The sequence below is a fragment of the Methylobacter sp. Wu1 genome (assembly GCF_036553575.1).
Lineage (GTDB): Bacteria > Pseudomonadota > Gammaproteobacteria > Methylococcales > Methylomonadaceae > Methylobacter.
Genome location: NZ_JAZHOC010000036.1, coordinates 1 through 16338 on the forward strand (window position 1 = coordinate 1; position 16338 = coordinate 16338).

Annotated in this window: 16 protein-coding genes and 1 tRNA gene; 4 read left to right on the forward strand and 13 right to left on the reverse strand. The window is 48.8% G+C overall.

The features are described from left to right. Positions 1–84: 84 nt before the first annotated feature. Positions 85–924, forward strand: a complete 840-nt coding sequence (locus V2P20_RS04380) for a heme-binding protein (protein ID WP_331816494.1) — start codon at positions 85–87, stop codon at positions 922–924. Positions 925–1057: 133 nt separating this feature from the next. On the opposite strand, the gene V2P20_RS04385 is transcribed toward V2P20_RS04380, so the two are convergent. Further along, entirely contained in the window at positions 1058–1849 is a 792-nt protein-coding gene (locus V2P20_RS04385; RefSeq protein ID WP_331816656.1) for a sulfite exporter TauE/SafE family protein, read from the reverse strand. Positions 1850–1935: 86 nt separating this feature from the next. Here V2P20_RS04385 and V2P20_RS04390 point away from each other — a divergent pair, with 86 nt between their 5' ends. Together V2P20_RS04390 and V2P20_RS04395 are read left to right on the forward strand one after the other, a co-directional pair. Next, a complete protein-coding gene (locus tag V2P20_RS04390; RefSeq protein ID WP_331816496.1) occupies positions 1936–3162 on the forward strand; it encodes a multifunctional CCA addition/repair protein in 1227 nt (408 codons plus the stop codon). 49 nt (positions 3163–3211) lie between these two features. Continuing rightward, a complete protein-coding gene (locus V2P20_RS04395; protein WP_331816498.1) occupies positions 3212–3694 on the forward strand; it encodes a YajQ family cyclic di-GMP-binding protein in 483 nt (160 codons plus the stop codon). Here V2P20_RS04395 and V2P20_RS04400 read toward each other — a convergent pair. The 11 genes from V2P20_RS04400 to rpsU form a co-directional block, all read right to left on the reverse strand. Further along, the gene (locus V2P20_RS04400) at positions 3684–4580 is read right to left on the reverse strand and encodes a CPBP family glutamic-type intramembrane protease (protein WP_331816500.1); all 897 of its coding nucleotides are present in this window, start codon (positions 4578–4580) and stop codon (positions 3684–3686) included. The two genes, V2P20_RS04395 and V2P20_RS04400, sit on opposite strands and share 11 nt — an antisense overlap. Then, positions 4577–5314, reverse strand: coding sequence for a 16S rRNA (uracil(1498)-N(3))-methyltransferase (locus V2P20_RS04405; protein ID WP_331816502.1), 738 nt, complete (start codon positions 5312–5314; stop codon positions 4577–4579). Before V2P20_RS04405 ends, V2P20_RS04400 begins: the two co-directional genes overlap by 4 nt. 2 nt (positions 5315–5316) lie before the next feature. Continuing rightward, entirely contained in the window at positions 5317–6666 is a 1350-nt protein-coding gene (locus V2P20_RS04410) for an adenosylmethionine--8-amino-7-oxononanoate transaminase (RefSeq protein WP_331816504.1), read from the reverse strand. A gap of 20 nt (positions 6667–6686) precedes the next feature. Continuing rightward, the gene (gene metF, locus V2P20_RS04415; protein WP_331816506.1) at positions 6687–7547 is read right to left on the reverse strand and encodes a methylenetetrahydrofolate reductase [NAD(P)H]; all 861 of its coding nucleotides are present in this window, start codon (positions 7545–7547) and stop codon (positions 6687–6689) included. A gap of 99 nt (positions 7548–7646) precedes the next feature. Next, positions 7647–8939 carry an adenosylhomocysteinase gene (gene ahcY, locus V2P20_RS04420; protein WP_331816508.1) on the reverse strand — a complete coding sequence of 431 codons (1293 nt, stop codon included), beginning with the start codon at positions 8937–8939 and terminating at the stop codon, positions 7647–7649. 25 nt (positions 8940–8964) lie between these two features. Continuing rightward, positions 8965–10125 carry a methionine adenosyltransferase gene (gene metK / locus V2P20_RS04425; RefSeq protein ID WP_331816510.1) on the reverse strand — a complete coding sequence of 387 codons (1161 nt, stop codon included), beginning with the start codon at positions 10123–10125 and terminating at the stop codon, positions 8965–8967. Positions 10126–10192: 67 nt separating this feature from the next. Then, positions 10193–10269, reverse strand: a tRNA-Ile gene (locus tag V2P20_RS04430). A gap of 12 nt (positions 10270–10281) precedes the next feature. Next, positions 10282–12087 (reverse strand): RNA polymerase sigma factor RpoD, encoded by a 1806-nt coding sequence (gene rpoD / locus V2P20_RS04435; protein WP_331816512.1) that lies wholly within the window; start codon positions 12085–12087, stop codon positions 10282–10284. A gap of 80 nt (positions 12088–12167) precedes the next feature. Further along, positions 12168–13901 (reverse strand): DNA primase, encoded by a 1734-nt coding sequence (gene dnaG, locus V2P20_RS04440; protein WP_331816514.1) that lies wholly within the window; start codon positions 13899–13901, stop codon positions 12168–12170. 31 nt (positions 13902–13932) lie between these two features. Beyond that, entirely contained in the window at positions 13933–14382 is a 450-nt protein-coding gene (locus V2P20_RS04445; RefSeq protein WP_331816516.1) for a GatB/YqeY domain-containing protein, read from the reverse strand. Positions 14383–14397: 15 nt separating this feature from the next. Beyond that, positions 14398–14631 carry a 30S ribosomal protein S21 gene (rpsU, locus tag V2P20_RS04450; RefSeq protein ID WP_194969631.1) on the reverse strand — a complete coding sequence of 78 codons (234 nt, stop codon included), beginning with the start codon at positions 14629–14631 and terminating at the stop codon, positions 14398–14400. Positions 14632–14738: 107 nt separating this feature from the next. Here rpsU and tsaD point away from each other — a divergent pair, with 107 nt between their 5' ends. Continuing rightward, entirely contained in the window at positions 14739–15749 is a 1011-nt protein-coding gene (gene tsaD, locus V2P20_RS04455; protein WP_331816519.1) for a tRNA (adenosine(37)-N6)-threonylcarbamoyltransferase complex transferase subunit TsaD, read from the forward strand. Here tsaD and plsY read toward each other — a convergent pair. After that, a complete protein-coding gene (gene plsY, locus V2P20_RS04460; protein ID WP_331816521.1) occupies positions 15738–16322 on the reverse strand; it encodes a glycerol-3-phosphate 1-O-acyltransferase PlsY in 585 nt (194 codons plus the stop codon). The genes tsaD and plsY overlap by 12 nt on opposite strands. Between the last annotated feature and the right edge of the window lie 16 nt (positions 16323–16338).

The window sequence follows — 16338 nt, forward strand, 5'->3', positions numbered from 1 at the left end:
TTGGCGTTGTCTAATAGTTGAGGTAAGGTAATCATCCGTCCTATATGGCGATACTGAACCTCAAATTCAAGGAGTCAACAATGCTTGGGTATCTCCCCGGAATCCAATAAGAGCCATTATCTTTACATTTTTATGAAAATATTAACTCAATCTAAAAGTTTACTGCTAGGCTGCGCAATTGCACTCACTTCTATTGCCGCCAATGCGGCAGAGCCAGTGGACATTTGTCCGGATGCGGCATCCAGAACGTTTATTCATAATCAATTAGAAACATTATTGAAACAAGTTCAAGCGTCATCTGATAAGAATGGTGGCTTCGGTTTCAATATGTGGGCAACGGTTGTCAATCGGGCCGGTGTAGTCTGCGCGGTAGCTAAATCCGGTGCCGATAGTGGTGAACAATGGCCGGGCAGCCGTGTCATTTCGGCACAAAAAGCTAATACAGCCAACAGTTTCAGTCTCCCTGACTTTGCCTTATCAACAGCCAATCTGTATTCTGCTGTACAACCAGGAGGCACTCTATTTGGCTTGCAAGAAAGCAACCCAGTCGACACAAGCGTCGCCTATGCTGGAGATGCTGCAGCTTACGGCACAGCCAATGATCCCATGGTCGGCAAGAAAATTGGCGGCGTCAATGTGTTTGGCGGCGGCTTACCACTGTATGATGTCAACGGAGCACTCTTAGGCGCAGTTGGCGTAAGTGGCGACTCCTCATGCGCGGATCACAACATCGCTTGGCGCATGCGCCAAGACGCTAACATGGACCATGTCCCAGGAGGCGTAACTGCAAACAAGGATGACAATATCATTTACGACATTGATCCCACCACTTCCAAGAGTAAAGACGGCTGGGGCCATCCTTCTTGCAGCAATGCAGCCAAAACAATCGCCGAAGGCTTTGCCAAAGCGGGTTCAGGCTCCTAAAACAAGCGTCGCTCCATACGCAAAAAAGCCGCCTTCCAGCGGCTTTTTTCATGCAATAAATGAAATATGGAAATTGATGAATAACCTCTAGCAACAAGGCTGCCGCAATCCTTTGACTTAGCAATTCCATGGTTTAAGTTAAAATAAGTTTGGCCGCCATTAAAAAAATCAAGATAGAAAAATAGCGCTTCAGCTTCTGCGCCGGCAGCCGATAAGCCAGTTTGGCGCCAATCGGAGCCGTAAGGGAACTGCCCAGGCTGATGCCTAAAAAAGCAGGCAGATAGACATAGCCCAGGCTCCATCCCGGCAACTGAACTTGATTCCAGCCCAATGCCGCATAACTGATAGTGCCCGCCACAGCTATCGGCAAACCACAGGCGCTTGATATCGCCACCGCATTACGCATGGCATATCGGCAGCGCACCAAATAAGGCACGGTTAGCGTCCCCCCGCCTATTCCCACTATGGACGACATCAAGCCGATCAGGTTCGCCACGATAAAATCCAACACTTTAGACTCCTTGACCGCTCCGGGTTCCGGCATTATCTGAAAAGCCATCTGCACACCGACATAAAGTAAAAATACAATAAAGATGTAACGCAATACATCAGCGTCTATATGGTTTGCTACTACAGCTCCGAGCGTTGCCCCGACCATAATGCCTGGCGCAAGCCTGAGCACTTTTCTCCACATCACAGATCCTAAGCGATGATGCGCCAGCACAGAAGCCATTGAGGTAACAATTATCGTCGCCAACGAGGTTGCCACTGACATTATCATAACCAGATCGGAAACCATACCGTACATTGTAAATAGCAAAACCAGAACAGGGACAATGACTACTCCTCCGCCAATGCCGAAAAGACCGGCCAGCAATCCTGAAACCATCCCCAATATCACGCTCAACAAAAAAAATATCATTATTGCCCTCTATAAATAACCGCTAACGCGCGGCAGCCACCGATTATGTTATTCTAAGTCCGACACTAATAAAGCGCCCGTATAACTCGATGAAAACATTTCTGGTAGGTGGTGCCGTACGCGACAAACTACTCAACTATCCAGTCAAGGAAAAGGATTGGGTTGTCATCGGCGAGACACCTGAATCAATGGTAAAAAAAGGCTTTCGCCCGGTAGGCAAGGATTTTCCGGTATTTCTGCATCCGGAAAACGGTGAAGAATATGCGTTAGCCAGAACCGAAAGAAAAACCGCTCCAGGCTATAAGGGATTTGTCGTGCATGCCTCTCCTGATGTAACTCTGAAACAGGACTTATTGCGCCGTGATTTGACGATTAATGCGATCGCGATGACGCCGCAAGGCGAAATCATCGATCCGTATGGCGGCAAAAACGATATTGAAAATCGCATTTTCCGCCATATCTCGCCGGCCTTTGCCGAAGACCCTGTACGCATACTGCGCGTGGCCCGATTTGCAGCCCGATACAGCCATCTCGGCTTCAAACTGGCTGAAGAAACCCGGGAGTTGATGCGGCAAATGGTGACGGCCGGCGAAGTCGATCACCTCGTGCCGGAGCGTGTCTGGGCGGAGCTATTCAAAGCGCTTAACGAAAAATCACCGTCCGCTTTTTTCTATACGCTAAAAGACTGCTCCGCACTGGAGAGAATTTTTCCTGAAATTCATGACCTGTTCGGCGTGCCTCAACCGGAAAAGCATCACCCTGAAATCGATACCGGCGTGCACGTCATGCTTTGTCTGGAACAAGCCGCGGTGTTATCTTCGAGCCCTGAAGTCAGATTTGCGGCTCTGATGCATGATCTCGGCAAGGCCGTATCGCCCAAAGAAAATTGGCCGCATCATTATAATCACGAAAAAAACGGCCTGCCCATATTGGAAAATTTATGTGCCCGTCTACGCGTGCCTAATTCATTCAAATCGCTGGCCATGCTGGTTATGCGCCATCACACGCACTGTCACCGAGTCTTTGAATTACGCCCTTCGACCTTAACCGACATGTTGATGGCTTTAGGCGCCTTTAAACCGACCAATAATACATTGGACCATTTCCTGCTGGCTTGTGCGGCCGATGCCAAAGGCCGCATAAATCATGAGAACAATCCTTATCCTCAGGCAGACTATATAAAAGGCGCCGCCAAGGCCGCCGCCTCGGTGGATACCTCGGCAATATTAAAGAGCAAACTTCAAGGCGCGGAAATCGGCGAAGCCATACGCCGCCTAAGAATTAGGGCCGTTGCCGAATTTATTGCGGTTGAATAATGCACTCAATCGAATTATAGTAAAAATTTTACTGACTAAATCATACGCCATGCCTTCATTTGACATTGTTTCCGAATTTGACAAACACGAAGTTACAAATGCCGTTGATCAGGCCAATAAAGAGATCAGCACGCGTTTTGATTTCAAAGGCACAGATTCAAGCTTTGAATTAAATGATGACAAGATATCCATGATTTCTGAATCCTCGTTTCAGTTGCAGCAAATGTTCAGCATTCTCTGCTCCAAACTCACCCGGCGAGGCATAGACATTGCTTGCATGGATGTCGCCGATCCTAAACCTAGCGGCAAAGGCATGCGCCAGGAAATCACACTGAAGCAGGGACTGGATACGACATTAGCAAAAAAGATCGTTAAATTGATCAAGGACAAAAAACTGAAAGTCCAGGCAGCTATCCAAGGCGATCAGGTCAGAGTGACCGGCAAGAAAAGGGATGACCTGCAGGAAGTAATTCAGATGATCAGGGATGAAAAAATCGACATGCCGCTGCAATTCACCAATTTCAGGGATTGATGAATGCGGGCTTGTTAATCCAGCGGTAAACAAGATATCCGGATATTGCCAGGCCGAGCCAGCCTATCACCAGAGGCCCGATCAAACCATCATAATACCTGTTGACCAGATAAAGATACTCCGAGCTGAAATTGGTGTTGAACAGGCTCTTGCTCATCTTTATCTGCCAGACCCAACTGGTATGGCAGCCGATACACAAACCCAGGCTGGCTTTGAACTCCGTCCGGAGGATACCCAAGAAAATACCGACCATAACCAGAGCCCAGAACGCCGACAGAACATCCGGATTCAACAGATTGGCGAACGCCTCTCCCAGCAGTTTAAACCCACTCAATAGCGTCAGCTCTTGGTATGGGATATTAGTGTCGCTATCCAGAAAATGCAGCACCGCGTAATAGATAGCGCTGATCACAATGGCGGCTATGACAGACATTTTGCGCTTCAACCCCATTAACAGTACGCCTCGAAACAAAGGCTCCTCAACCCAGGAGATAATCAGCGCCAACAACAATGACAGCGCCATTTTTTTTGCCAGCAGCGAAATTGTCCAAACATGACTCTGATCGACAACATTGACGCCGAGTCCATACAGCACGATAACAACCGGCATTAAGGTTACAAAGCCGAGCCCAAAGCCCTGCAGCATCTGCTTAAAAAAAACAGCCTTGCCGGCGAAACCGATATCTGCTTTTTTGAATCTGAAATAGGCCATGACCGGAAAAATACTCAGCACCAGAAAGAGTTGTGCCGACTTCTTGATTATTTTGCTTAACGGGAACTGATCGCCGATGCCCAGAGCGATAAAATAACCGACCAGGCAGGCTATAAAAATAGCCCCTAGCAGAACCAGCAGCGGCACAAGGGCGTAATAAATAGACTTGATCATTTCCAACTTCCGAAATCGCCCCACAGCATCTGCACAGCCGATAATGCGGCCAATGAAGCCGTTTCTGTTCTTAGTATCCGACTGCCTAATCGCACCGGAATAAAGCCCGCCGCTTTCGCAAACTCCCGCTCCTGATCAGAAAAGCCCCCTTCGGGTCCGGACAGCAGCGTGACCTTCATGTCTTCGGGTTTTAAATCAGCTAAAGATGCTTCGGCGTAGGGATCCAGAAAAACCTTCAAACCGCTCTGTTGATCCACCCAATTCGATAAATGCTCAATCTCGGCCAGTTCAGGCAGCAACGTTCTGCCGCTTTGCTCGGCAGCATGCTGCACTATTTTTTGCCAATGCTGCAGGCGCTGCTGTTTTTTCTCGCCTTTAAACTGCACGACGCAACGTTCGGTCAGCAGCGGCGTCATGACATTAACACCGAGCTCAACGGCCTTTTGTACCGCAAGATCCATTCTATCGCCGCGCGAAATACCTAACCCGAACGTTACCGTTAACGGCGATTCGACAGTGCGGTCCAGCCATTGCTGCACATCGATCAGTACCTGCTTGCGGCTGACTTCGACCAGCGTGCATATATAATCGCCGCCGCTGCCGTTAAACAAAATGATCTGCAAATCTTTTTTCAGCCGCAGAACCGTCCTGACGTAATGAGCACTGTCCTCATCAAGTATTATTTGCCGGCCTTCGGCCAGATCTGCGGGCACATATAATCGTGAAATACGCATGTTTAATCCTGAACAGCTAGTTGTATGCCAGCCCAGGCCACATCCGCTATCAGCCGAATTTCATCCTCGGTCACCACATAAGGCGGCATAAAATAGATGACATTGCCCAGCGGCCTCAATAAGACGCCTTTGGATAAGGCATACTGATAAACCCGTAAGCCGCGGCGCTCCTGCCAGGGATAGGGCTCTCGCGTCTGCTTGTTTTTGACCAGCTCGATAGCCAGTATCATGCCGGTCTGCCTGACTTCCGCCACCTGCGGATGCCCGCTAAAGCGCGCTGCCGCCTTAGCCATTGCCTCAGCCAGTTTTTTATTTTTCTCTATGATATTTTGCTGCTGGAAAATCGCTATGGTTGCCAAGCTGGCCGCGCATGCCAGGGCATTGCCGGTATAACTATGGGAATGCAAAAAAGCCGTCAATTTCTGATAATCATCATAAAAGGCCTGATAGATCTGATCGGTAGTCAAAACGGCCGACAAGGGCAGATATCCGCCGGTCAAGCCCTTGGACAGACAGATAAAGTCCGGCGTGATTGCCGCCTGTTCACAGGCGAACAGAGACCCGGTCCGGCCAAATCCGACCGCTATTTCATCGGCAATCAGATGCACATTGTATTTATTGCAGGCTTCACGCAGCAGTTTCAGGTAGACGGGATCATACATGCGCATGTTGCCGGCGCACTGCACCAAAGGCTCGACAATGACTGCACAGGTTGTATCGGCATGCCGTGCGAGTGTCGCCTCCATGAGCGAGAACCGGCGGATGCAGTAATTCTCCCAGGATTCGCCGGGCTCCCGATAATAGCAATCCGGTCCCGGAACCGTAATGACGTCCATCAGCAATGGGCCATACGTTTCCTTATAGAGCGCTACATTACCGACAGCCAGAGCGCCCAGGGTTTCGCCGTGATAGCTGTTTTCCAGCGTGATGAATTTAGTCTTTTGAGTCTGCCCGAGATTACGCCAATAGTGGAAGCTCATTTTGAGCGCCACTTCTACGGCTGAGGAACCGTTATCGGCATAGAAACACCAGTTAAGTCCTCGGGGCGTGATCTCGACCAGCTTTTCCGCCAGACTGACGGCCGCTTCATGCGTGAAGCCGGCAAGAATCACATGCTCCAGCGTATCAAGCTGCTCTTTTATCGCGTCATTGATGGCAGGATTGGCATGCCCGAATAGATTGACCCACCAGGAACTGATCGCATCCAGGTAACGATTGCCTTCAAAATCTTCCAGCCAGACGCCGCTGCCCTTTTTTATCGGGATAATCGGGAACGCTTCATGGTCCTTCATTTGAGTGCATGGATGCCATAAAACCGACAAATCGCGATCGGAAACTACTCGGTTAGTCATGAACGGAGGCAGGCAGAGCCTTATTCAGTCCGCTGCCCAATATGCAGATTTTCGCAGATGGTCAATGTCGGTCCGGCCTGATTCATCGTATAAAAATGCAGTCCCGGCGCACCACTTTCAAGCAAGCGCCCGCAAAGCGCCGTCACCACATCAATGCCGAAAGCCTGTATGGCCTTGCGATCATCGCCGAAACACTCCAGCCGCTTTCTCATCCAGCGCGGAATATCGGCACCGCACATCTCTGAAAACCTGAATAATTGCGAATAATTGGTAATCGGCATGATGCCGGGCACGATGGGAATATCGATACCGTTTTTTTCGCACTGATCAATAAAATAAAAATAGGCTTCGGCGTTATAAAAATACTGCGTAATAGCGGCGTTGGCGCCGGCTTCGACTTTGCGCTTGAAATTCTTGAAATCCTGGTCGCCGTTCACAGCCTGAGGATGCACTTCAGGATAAGCAGCCACATGAATTTGAAAATGATCCCCGGTTTCCTGCCGGATAAATTCCACCAGTTCGTTAGCATACCGGAATTCACCGGCTGACAACATTCCGGATGGCAGATCACCTCTCAAGGCTACGATTTTTGATATGCCATGATCCTGGTAACGTTTGAGGATTTCGCGGATATTCTCTCTGGTCGATGCCACACAGGATAAATGCGGTGCTGCAGCAATTCCTTTAGATTGAATCTCGATAACTGACTCGAAGGTTTTTTCGCGAGTTGAACCGCCAGCGCCGAAGGTGACTGAAAAAAAGTCCGGATTGAGCTTGGCCAGTTTGCTATGCACCACCTGTAGGTTTGCGGCGCCTTCTTCTGATTTGGGCGGATAAAACTCAAAACTGAACAGCTGTGGATGCTTTTTCTGTGATTGCATTTTTATTTGAAAGGGAAATGTAAAAACCTGCTTTGGATGTTCCGATACTTATACTATAGCGGAACGGGTTTGCCAATACTGACAAACCCGTCTACTTGATCAGTAACGGTAATGATCGGCTTTATACGGGCCGTCAACAGAGACGCTGATGTATCTGGCCTGCTCGTCAGTCAAGCGGGTCAATTTGACGCCCAGCTGCTTCAGATGCGCAGCCGCCACTTTTTCATCGAGTTTCTTGGGCAGAATATAAACCTTGTTTTCATACTGATCTGCATTCTTCCAAAGCTCTATCTGAGCCAGAACCTGGTTGCAGAATGAATTGGACATCACAAAGCTCGGATGACCCGTCGCGCAGCCCAGGTTCACCAATCGCCCTTCCGCCAGCACGATCAATCGCTTGCCATCAGGGAAAATGACATGATCAACCTGTGGTTTAATGTTTTCCCATGTGTATTGGCGCAATGAGGCGATATCAATCTCGGAATCGAAATGACCAATATTACAGACGATAGCCTGGTCTTTCATCGCAGCCATATGACTATGCGTAATAACATTGACGTTACCAGTTGCAGTCACAAAAATATTGGCAACAGGTGCGGCGTCTTCCATGGTTACGACACGATAACCTTCCATCGCCGCTTGCAATGCACAAATCGGGTCAATTTCAGTTACCCAAACCGTCGCGCCCAAGCCACGCAGCGATTGCGCACAGCCTTTGCCGACATCGCCATAACCGCAAACAACGGCGATTTTGCCAGCCACCATCACATCCGTAGCGCGCTTGATGCCATCGACCAATGATTCGCGGCAACCGTACAGGTTGTCGAATTTTGACTTGGTCACCGAATCATTGACATTGAATGCCGGCACTTTCAGCGTGCCTTTGGACACCATTTCATAAAGCCGCAATACACCGGTTGTTGTCTCTTCCGATAGGCCTTTCACGCCTGACATTAATTCAGGGTATTTTTCGTGCATCATGAGAGTCAAATCACCGCCGTCATCCAAAATCATATTGGGACGCCAGCCGTTAGGCCCTTCAATAGTCTGCTCAATACACCATTCAAATTCGGCTTCCGTTTCGCCTTTCCAGGCAAAAACAGGAATACCGGCCACGGCTATTGCTGCTGCGGCATGATCTTGGGTGGAAAAAATATTACAGGATGACCAGCGGACTTCCGCACCCAATGCAATCAAGGTTTCAATCAATACCGCCGTTTGAATGGTCATATGCAAACAGCCGGCGATGCGCGCACCTTTTAGCGGTTGTTCCAGACCGTATTCTTCCCGCAATGCCATCAAGCCCGGCATTTCCGTTTCAGCAATGTTGATTTCTTTGCGACCCCATTCTGCCAAAGCGATATCGGCAACTTTATAATCTGGTAAGCTCATCGTTTCCTGCCTGTATTTTATAAGATTAAAGCCCGGCCGCTTCTCTCAAAGCGTCCACTTTATCGGTTCTTTCCCAAGTAAAACTCTCTTCCGTGCGACCAAAGTGTCCATAGGACGCCGTCGGTTGATAAATAGGACGCATCAGGTCGAGCTGGGCAATCAAACCTTTCGGTCTCAGGTCGAAATTGTCGCGGATAATCTGTACCAATCGATCTTCACTGATTTTGCCAGTGCCGAATGTTTCAACGCTGATAGAAGTCGGCTCGGCCACGCCAATCGCATAAGATACCTGAATTTCGCAACGATCGGCCAACTCAGCCGCGACGATGTTTTTTGCCACGTACCGGCCCATATAAGCCGCAGAACGATCAACTTTTGACGGATCTTTACCTGAGAACGCACCGCCGCCGTGTCTCGCCATACCGCCATAAGTATCAACAATAATTTTACGGCCTGTCAGGCCGCAATCGCCGACAGGACCGCCGATAATGAACTGTCCGGTTGGATTGATAAAATATTTGGTGTCTTTATGCAGCCATTCCTTAGGCAACGTGTGCAGGATAATTTCATCCATGACCGCTTCATGCAGTTGTTTTGCACCGATTTCAGGTGAATGCTGAGTCGACAAGACAACCGCGTCTATGGCAACCGGCTTGTTATTTTCGTAGCGGAATGTAATCTGGCTTTTTGCATCGGGGCGCAGCCAAGGCAATGTTTTGTTTTTACGGACTTCAGCCTGGCGTTTTACCAGCAGATGCGCATAAGTAATAGGCGCCGGCATCAAAACATCAGTTTCATTGCTGGCATAACCGAACATCAAGCCCTGATCGCCCGCACCCTGTTCATGATCGCCGGACTCATCAACGCCCATCGCAATATCAGGAGACTGTTTGCCGATTGCATTCAGAACAGCACAGCTTTGACCATCAAAGCCGATATCGCCGTGATCGTAACCGATTCCGCAAACCACTTTACGCACCAGCTCTTCGGTATCAACCCAGGCATCCGTGGTAACTTCACCGGCCAAAACGACCATGCCGGTTTTTACCAATGTTTCACAAGCAACCCGAGCCTTAGGATCCTGCACTAATATTGCATCCAATACCGCATCTGAAATTTGATCCGCAACCTTATCCGGATGCCCTTCTGAAACTGACTCTGATGTAAAAATGAAATTATTGCTCACGATGCTGCCTTCTAAAAATATAAAACCCAGATAGACAAAAGGCTGCCGAGGCAGCCTTTTACATTTGTGGTGGGCCCTGTAGGACTTGAACCTACGACCTGCCGATTATGAGTCGGAAGCTCTGACCAACTGAGCTAAGGGCCCTCTAACTGTTAACTATTCGCCATCCAAAAAGCATCTCAACTGCTCTGACCTTGATGGATGCCTGAGCTTTCTCAACGCCTTGGCTTCAATCTGACGAATTCTTTCACGCGTCACATCAAACTGTTTGCCGACTTCTTCCAGCGTGTGATCGGTATTCATATTGATGCCAAAACGCATGCGCAGAACTTTGGCTTCTCTTGCCGTCAATCCAGCCAGCACATTTTGTGTTGATTCACGCAATCCCGCAATTGTAGCAGACTCAACCGGGGACAATACTTTAGCATCTTCTATGAAATCTCCCAAATGAGAATCTTCATCATCTCCTATGGGGGTTTCCATGGAAATAGGTTCTTTGGCTATTTTCAATACCTTACGAACTTTGTCTTCCGGCATTTCCATGCGCTCCGCCAGCTCTTCCGGCGTCGCTTCGCGCCCCATTTCCTGCAGAATCTGCCTGGAAATACGGTTTAATTTATTGATCGTTTCGATCATATGCACTGGAATACGGATCGTTCTGGCTTGATCCGCGATGGAGCGGGTAATCGCCTGCCTGATCCACCAGGTTGCATAGGTTGAAAACTTGTAGCCGCGGCGGTATTCGAATTTATCGACCGCCTTCATCAAACCGATATTACCTTCCTGAATCAAATCCAGGAATTGCAGACCGCGATTAGTATATTTTTTAGCGATCGAAATAACCAGCCTTAAATTTGCTTCGATCATTTCTTTTTTCGCGCGCCTGGCTTTGGCTTCGCCAATAGACATGCGCCGGTTGATATCTTTCAGCCCGTTAATAGTCAGACCATACTCAGCCTCAATATCCGCCAGCACTTTTTGGACCTTTCTTAAGTCTTTTTCGTGCTCTTTCAGAGTTGCCGAATATTTATTGTCGTTGCTCAACAGCCGGTCAAACCATTCCGCATTCACTTCGCTTTCGGTAAATAAAGCAATAAACTCTTTGCGCGGCATTTTGGCATGCCTGACGCAAATATCCATAATCACTTTTTCCTGTTCGCGGACAGTGGCGACGCCGTCAGGAATAATAGCCGTCAATTTTTTCAAGTATTGCGGAGTCCACTTGAATTCCATGAACAGGTCAGCCAATGCTTCGAAGGCCTGTTCTGTTTTATCACTGGAATAGCCGTATTTTTTGATTGCTGATGAAGCCGTTTTAAGCTGTTTCCGGAGCTCTTCTACTTTTAACTTGACCTCTTCATAGTCGAGGCCTTTGGCTTCGTCTTCAACTGCCGTTTCTTCATCATCAGTTGCAGAGGACGCGCTGACCAAAGGCTCCGACTCGCTTAAATCGACAAAGCCTGAAATCAAATCAGCCAGCCTGATCCCACCCTCTTCTCCGGAAATAGCGTCAAATGACTGCAAAAAGTGATCAACAACAACGCAAGACCTGGCAATAGCCTTAACAACCTGCTGCTGGCCTTCTTCAATCCGCTTGGCAATTTTTAACTCATCATCACGCGTCAACAGCTCAACTGAGCCCATTTCACGCATGTACATGCGCACCGGGTCCGTAGTTCTGCCAAACTCGCTATCAACAGACGCTAAAGCCGCAACTTCTTCGGCATCCTCGTCATCGGTAGTAACCGCCGCAGAATCGGTGATCAGGGAATCTTCATCCGGCGCAACTTCGTAAACTTGAATCCCCATATCATTAATCATGCCAATGATATCTTCAATCTGTTCCGGATCGACAATATCGCTAGGCAAGTGATCATTAACCTCGGCATAGGTCAGGTAACCCTGAATCTTGCCTTTGGCTATCAATTGTTTAAGTTGGGATTGTTGCTGTTCTTGATTCATATTTACTCACTGAATGCTCGGTTCAGCACGACTACGCTGAACCGGAAATTGTACTATAAACTTTGCTGTTTGGCATTAAATTATTTACCTGCCAACATCTTACGCAACACCTCTTTTTCCTGCGCATTCAATCCATTGACTTTCGCTTTGGCTAGCAATCTATCTATATTTGCTTTTCGCGCCTGATCAAGCAACCGATCCAACGCATCACAAAACACCGCCTCCACACCTTCATCCGGAACCAGCAAATCCAAGAACGCCAGTGCCTTCACTGATTTCTCTTCGGCAGCATCACGATAAGACTCAACCAAAACAGCAGCATTCGCCGGTTGCTTATCAAGAATCATGCGCAGCACACTCTTGAACAGATCAATACCGGGAAATTCCAATCCACACCAATCAATCTCCCTTTGCTCAACAAGTTCAGCCAATCTAGGATTCTGAATCAACAAAGCTATTGCCACGCGCGCCAATGATAGTCGGCCACGCTCTTGGCGTTTACTATTTTCCTTTGCTGGTCTAAGTGTAGCCGCATTTGTTGAAACGTCCAGCGCCAAAAAGCCCGATAATTGCTTAAGCCGCGCAAACATCATTTCCCGAAACACACCTTCCGGCAACCTCTCCAGATACGGCTTAGCCTTGCCGACCAATTGCGCACGCCCTTCCATTTCGGATAAATTCAACTCTTCTTCAAAATGCCCAAAAAAATAATCCGATAAAGTCGCAGCCATCTGCACACGTTCTGAAAATTTATCCACGCCCTCCAGACGGACTAATGAATCGGGGTCCTGCCCCTGCGGCAACAACATGATGCGTATCAATCGCCCATCCCTCAAACCGGAAAAAGCAGGCTCCATGGCGCGCCACGCCGCCTGACGCCCCGCTTTATCACCGTCGAAGCAAAATACCAACTCCGAAGAAAACCGAAACAACAGATCAAAATGCGCTTGCGATGCTGCTGTCCCTAGCGCTGCCACTGCGTAATTAATTCCAAACTGAGCCAAGGCGATAACATCCATATAACCCTCGACAATCAAAATCCGTTCTGGTTTCGAATTCTTTTTCAGAAGCTCGTACAGACCATAAACTTCCCGGCTTTTATGAAATAGGGATGTTTCCGGAGAATTCAAGTACTTGGGCAAAGAATCATCGAGCACCCGCCCACCAAAACCGACAATGCGGCCTCGCCTGTCCCGGATGGGAAACATAACCCGATCACGAAACCGATCATAAATCTGCCCGCTCTCGTTACTGACCAGCAAACCGGCTTCCAATAGCAACTTCTGATTAAACCGATCAGTCAAGGCCGCCCATTCGTCGGGCGCATAACCAAGCATAAAATCACGGGCAACTTGGCCACTGACTCCACGTGCCTTTAAATAGTCAACCGCTTTTTTCCCCTGAGCATGAATGCGCAGCTGCTCCACATAAAAAGCCGCCACATCCTCCATAACCTGGTACAAGCTGCGTAAATCTTCTTTATTCTGCTTTTGCCCGGATTGAGAGGCTACCGACTCCCGCGGCACATCGACACCGACAAAGGTCGCCAAATCCTCAACTGCTTCGACAAAATTAAGATGATTAAAATCCATCAAAAAACTGATGGCATTACCACTGGCTCCGCAGCCAAAGCAATGGAAAAATTGCTTTTTGCGATTTACAGAGAAACTGGGCGTTTTTTCAGTATGAAAAGGACAGCGGGCGACATAATTAGCACCCGTTTTTTTTAGAGGAACGTGCGAATCGATTAAATCGACGATATCAACCCGCACTAAAAGCTCATCAATAAACTCGCGAGGAATCCTACCGGACATGATCTACCCGGACAAAATCGGCACAAGCAAACTAGCCAGCCAGGACAGCCTTAATTTTCGCACCAACAACCGCCATATCGGCACGACCTTGCATTTTTGCCTTAAGCAGGCCCATGACCTTACCCATATCCTTAACTGACGCCGCGCCAGATTCAGCTACCGATTCCTTAATCATGGCGTCAATTTCGGCTTCGGTGAAAGGCTGAGGCAGAAAATCCTGAATCACCGCAATCTCAGCCTCTTCAATCTCTGCCAGATCGCTTCGACCGGCATCAGTGTACTGACGGATAGATTCGCGGCGTTGCTTCAGCATCTTATCGAGAACCTGGATAACGCGATCATTATCCAGCTCAATCCGCTCATCGACCTCAACCTGCTTGACTGCAGCCAGAATCAAACGAATCACTGCCAATCTGAATTTATTGCCGCCTTTCATGGAAGCTTTCATATCATCCTTGATACGATCTAATATCAAATCCATCTCATTAACCCCGTTTTACATCTGAGGACGGCCGCGGCGTAAATTTTTCAGTGCATAACGTTCACGAGCCAGCTTTTTCAAATGACGCTTAACAGCGGCAGCGCCTTTGCGTTTACGCTCTGCCGTTGGTTTTTCATAAAATTCGCGGCGACGCACTTCTGACAGGACACCCGCTTTTTCGCAGGCACGTTTGAAGCGACGAATCGCGATATCGAAAGGTTCGTTTTCTTTAACTTTAACTGACGGCATATTAATGACCCAAATGTGTTAGTATCTAAAAATTAAAAGCCTTGCGGCCCACTGAACAAACAGAACCCTTAATTATACCGTTTACTTTTACAATTTTCAAAAACTCAATGTACGTTCTAGGCATAGAAACATCATGCGATGAAACCGGCGTCGCCATTTATCACTCCAAGCGCGGGCTGTGCAATCATTTATTGTACAGCCAGATCGAAATGCACAGCGAATATGGCGGCGTTGTCCCGGAACTGGCTTCGCGGGACCACATCCGGAAATTAGTGCCTCTAATCAGGCAGTCCCTGCAAGAAAGCCAGCTGAAAAGCACCGATATTAATGGCATCGCCTACACGGCAGGCCCAGGACTTATGGGCGCTCTGCTAGTCGGCGCAGCCACAGCCCGCAGTCTGGCCTGGTCATGGCAGATTCCCGCAGTTGCTGTTCATCACATGGAAGGACATCTGTTGGCGCCCATGCTGGAAGAAAAGCCCCCAGCCTTTCCTTTTGTGGCCCTGCTGATTTCCGGAGGACATACGCTATTGGTGCAAGTCGATGGCATCGGTCATTATCGGCTATTAGGCGAATCGCTCGATGATGCCGCCGGAGAAGCGTTTGACAAAACCGCCAAAATGCTGGGCCTCGGTTACCCTGGAGGCCCCAAACTGTCCAAACTCGCCGAAAATGGCCGGCCGGTTTTTCAGTTTCCACGCCCGATGACCGACAGGCCTGGACTGGATTTCAGTTTTAGCGGCTTGAAAACTTATACCATGAATACGCTTAACGGCTCGCAAAAAACCGAACAGGACAAAGCCGATATCGCTATGGCCTTCCAAAATGCCGTTGCCGACACGCTCAGCATCAAATGCAGGCGCGCCCTGAAACAGACCGGACTGAAAAGACTGGTCGTGGCAGGCGGCGTTAGCGCCAACAAGCACATACGCGCCTGTCTGACCGAAATGGCCGGCCGTGAAAATGCGGAAATCTACTTTCCTCGGCCGGAATTCTGCACCGACAATGGCGCCATGATCGCTTATGCCGGCTGCCAGCGACTACTGGCCGGCCAGCAGCAGGAACTTGAAATTTTTGCCCGGCCTCGCTGGCCAATCAGCGAATTGTCAGGTCTTTAATTTGCCTTCCTCGCCGGATAACAAGCGCTGGATATTGCTTTCATGCCGCCACAACAAAAACACCATCATGCCCACTGAAGCTGCGACTATTGCCGCATCGCCAACAATAAACCAAGCATAAATTGGAGATAAGATTGAGGCTATCAATGCTGATAGGGAAGATATTCTGCCCAGCTTGTAAATCAGGATCCAGGTACCCACGAATGACAGTCCCAGCCACCAAGAAAACCCGAGCAATACGCCGACTGATGTCGCCACGCCCTTGCCGCCCTTGAAACCGAAAAAAACCGGATAAAGATGCCCAAAAAACGCGGCCAACCCTGTAGCAGCCTGCAATTCCGCGGGCAACCCCAGTAGTTTAGCTATATAGACTGGGATCAAACCTTTCAGCAAATCGCCCAGCAAGGTAATGCCAGCCGCCTTTTTTCCACCGATGCGCATGACATTAGTAGCACCTGGATTACCAGACCCTTGCTCGCGGGGATCGGGCAATCCCATCAAACGGCAAATAATAATTGCACTGGAAATCGAGCCTATCAGATAGGCAGCCGGAACAAACAACCATTCAAACATTCTATACCTTTTGTCA

Excerpts from the sequence above, each read along its gene's own strand:
- V2P20_RS04390 (WP_331816496.1), top strand. The coding sequence starts at position 1,936 with ATGAAAACATTTCTGGTAGGTGGTGCCGTACGCGACAAACTACTCAAC.
- V2P20_RS04395 (WP_331816498.1), top strand. The coding sequence starts at position 3,212 with ATGCCTTCATTTGACATTGTTTCCGAATTTGACAAACACGAAGTTACA.
- V2P20_RS04400 (WP_331816500.1), bottom strand. The coding sequence starts at position 4,580 with ATGATCAAGTCTATTTATTACGCCCTTGTGCCGCTGCTGGTTCTGCTA.
- V2P20_RS04405 (WP_331816502.1), bottom strand. The coding sequence starts at position 5,314 with ATGCGTATTTCACGATTATATGTGCCCGCAGATCTGGCCGAAGGCCGG.
- V2P20_RS04410 (WP_331816504.1), bottom strand. The coding sequence starts at position 6,666 with ATGACTAACCGAGTAGTTTCCGATCGCGATTTGTCGGTTTTATGGCAT.
- metF (WP_331816506.1), bottom strand. The coding sequence starts at position 7,547 with ATGCAATCACAGAAAAAGCATCCACAGCTGTTCAGTTTTGAGTTTTAT.
- ahcY (WP_331816508.1), bottom strand. The coding sequence starts at position 8,939 with ATGAGCTTACCAGATTATAAAGTTGCCGATATCGCTTTGGCAGAATGG.
- rpoD (WP_331816512.1), bottom strand. The coding sequence starts at position 12,087 with ATGAATCAAGAACAGCAACAATCCCAACTTAAACAATTGATAGCCAAA.
- dnaG (WP_331816514.1), bottom strand. The coding sequence starts at position 13,901 with ATGTCCGGTAGGATTCCTCGCGAGTTTATTGATGAGCTTTTAGTGCGG.
- V2P20_RS04445 (WP_331816516.1), bottom strand. The coding sequence starts at position 14,382 with ATGGATTTGATATTAGATCGTATCAAGGATGATATGAAAGCTTCCATG.
- rpsU (WP_194969631.1), bottom strand. The coding sequence starts at position 14,631 with ATGCCGTCAGTTAAAGTTAAAGAAAACGAACCTTTCGATATCGCGATT.
- tsaD (WP_331816519.1), top strand. The coding sequence starts at position 14,739 with ATGTACGTTCTAGGCATAGAAACATCATGCGATGAAACCGGCGTCGCC.
- plsY (WP_331816521.1), bottom strand. The coding sequence starts at position 16,322 with ATGTTTGAATGGTTGTTTGTTCCGGCTGCCTATCTGATAGGCTCGATT.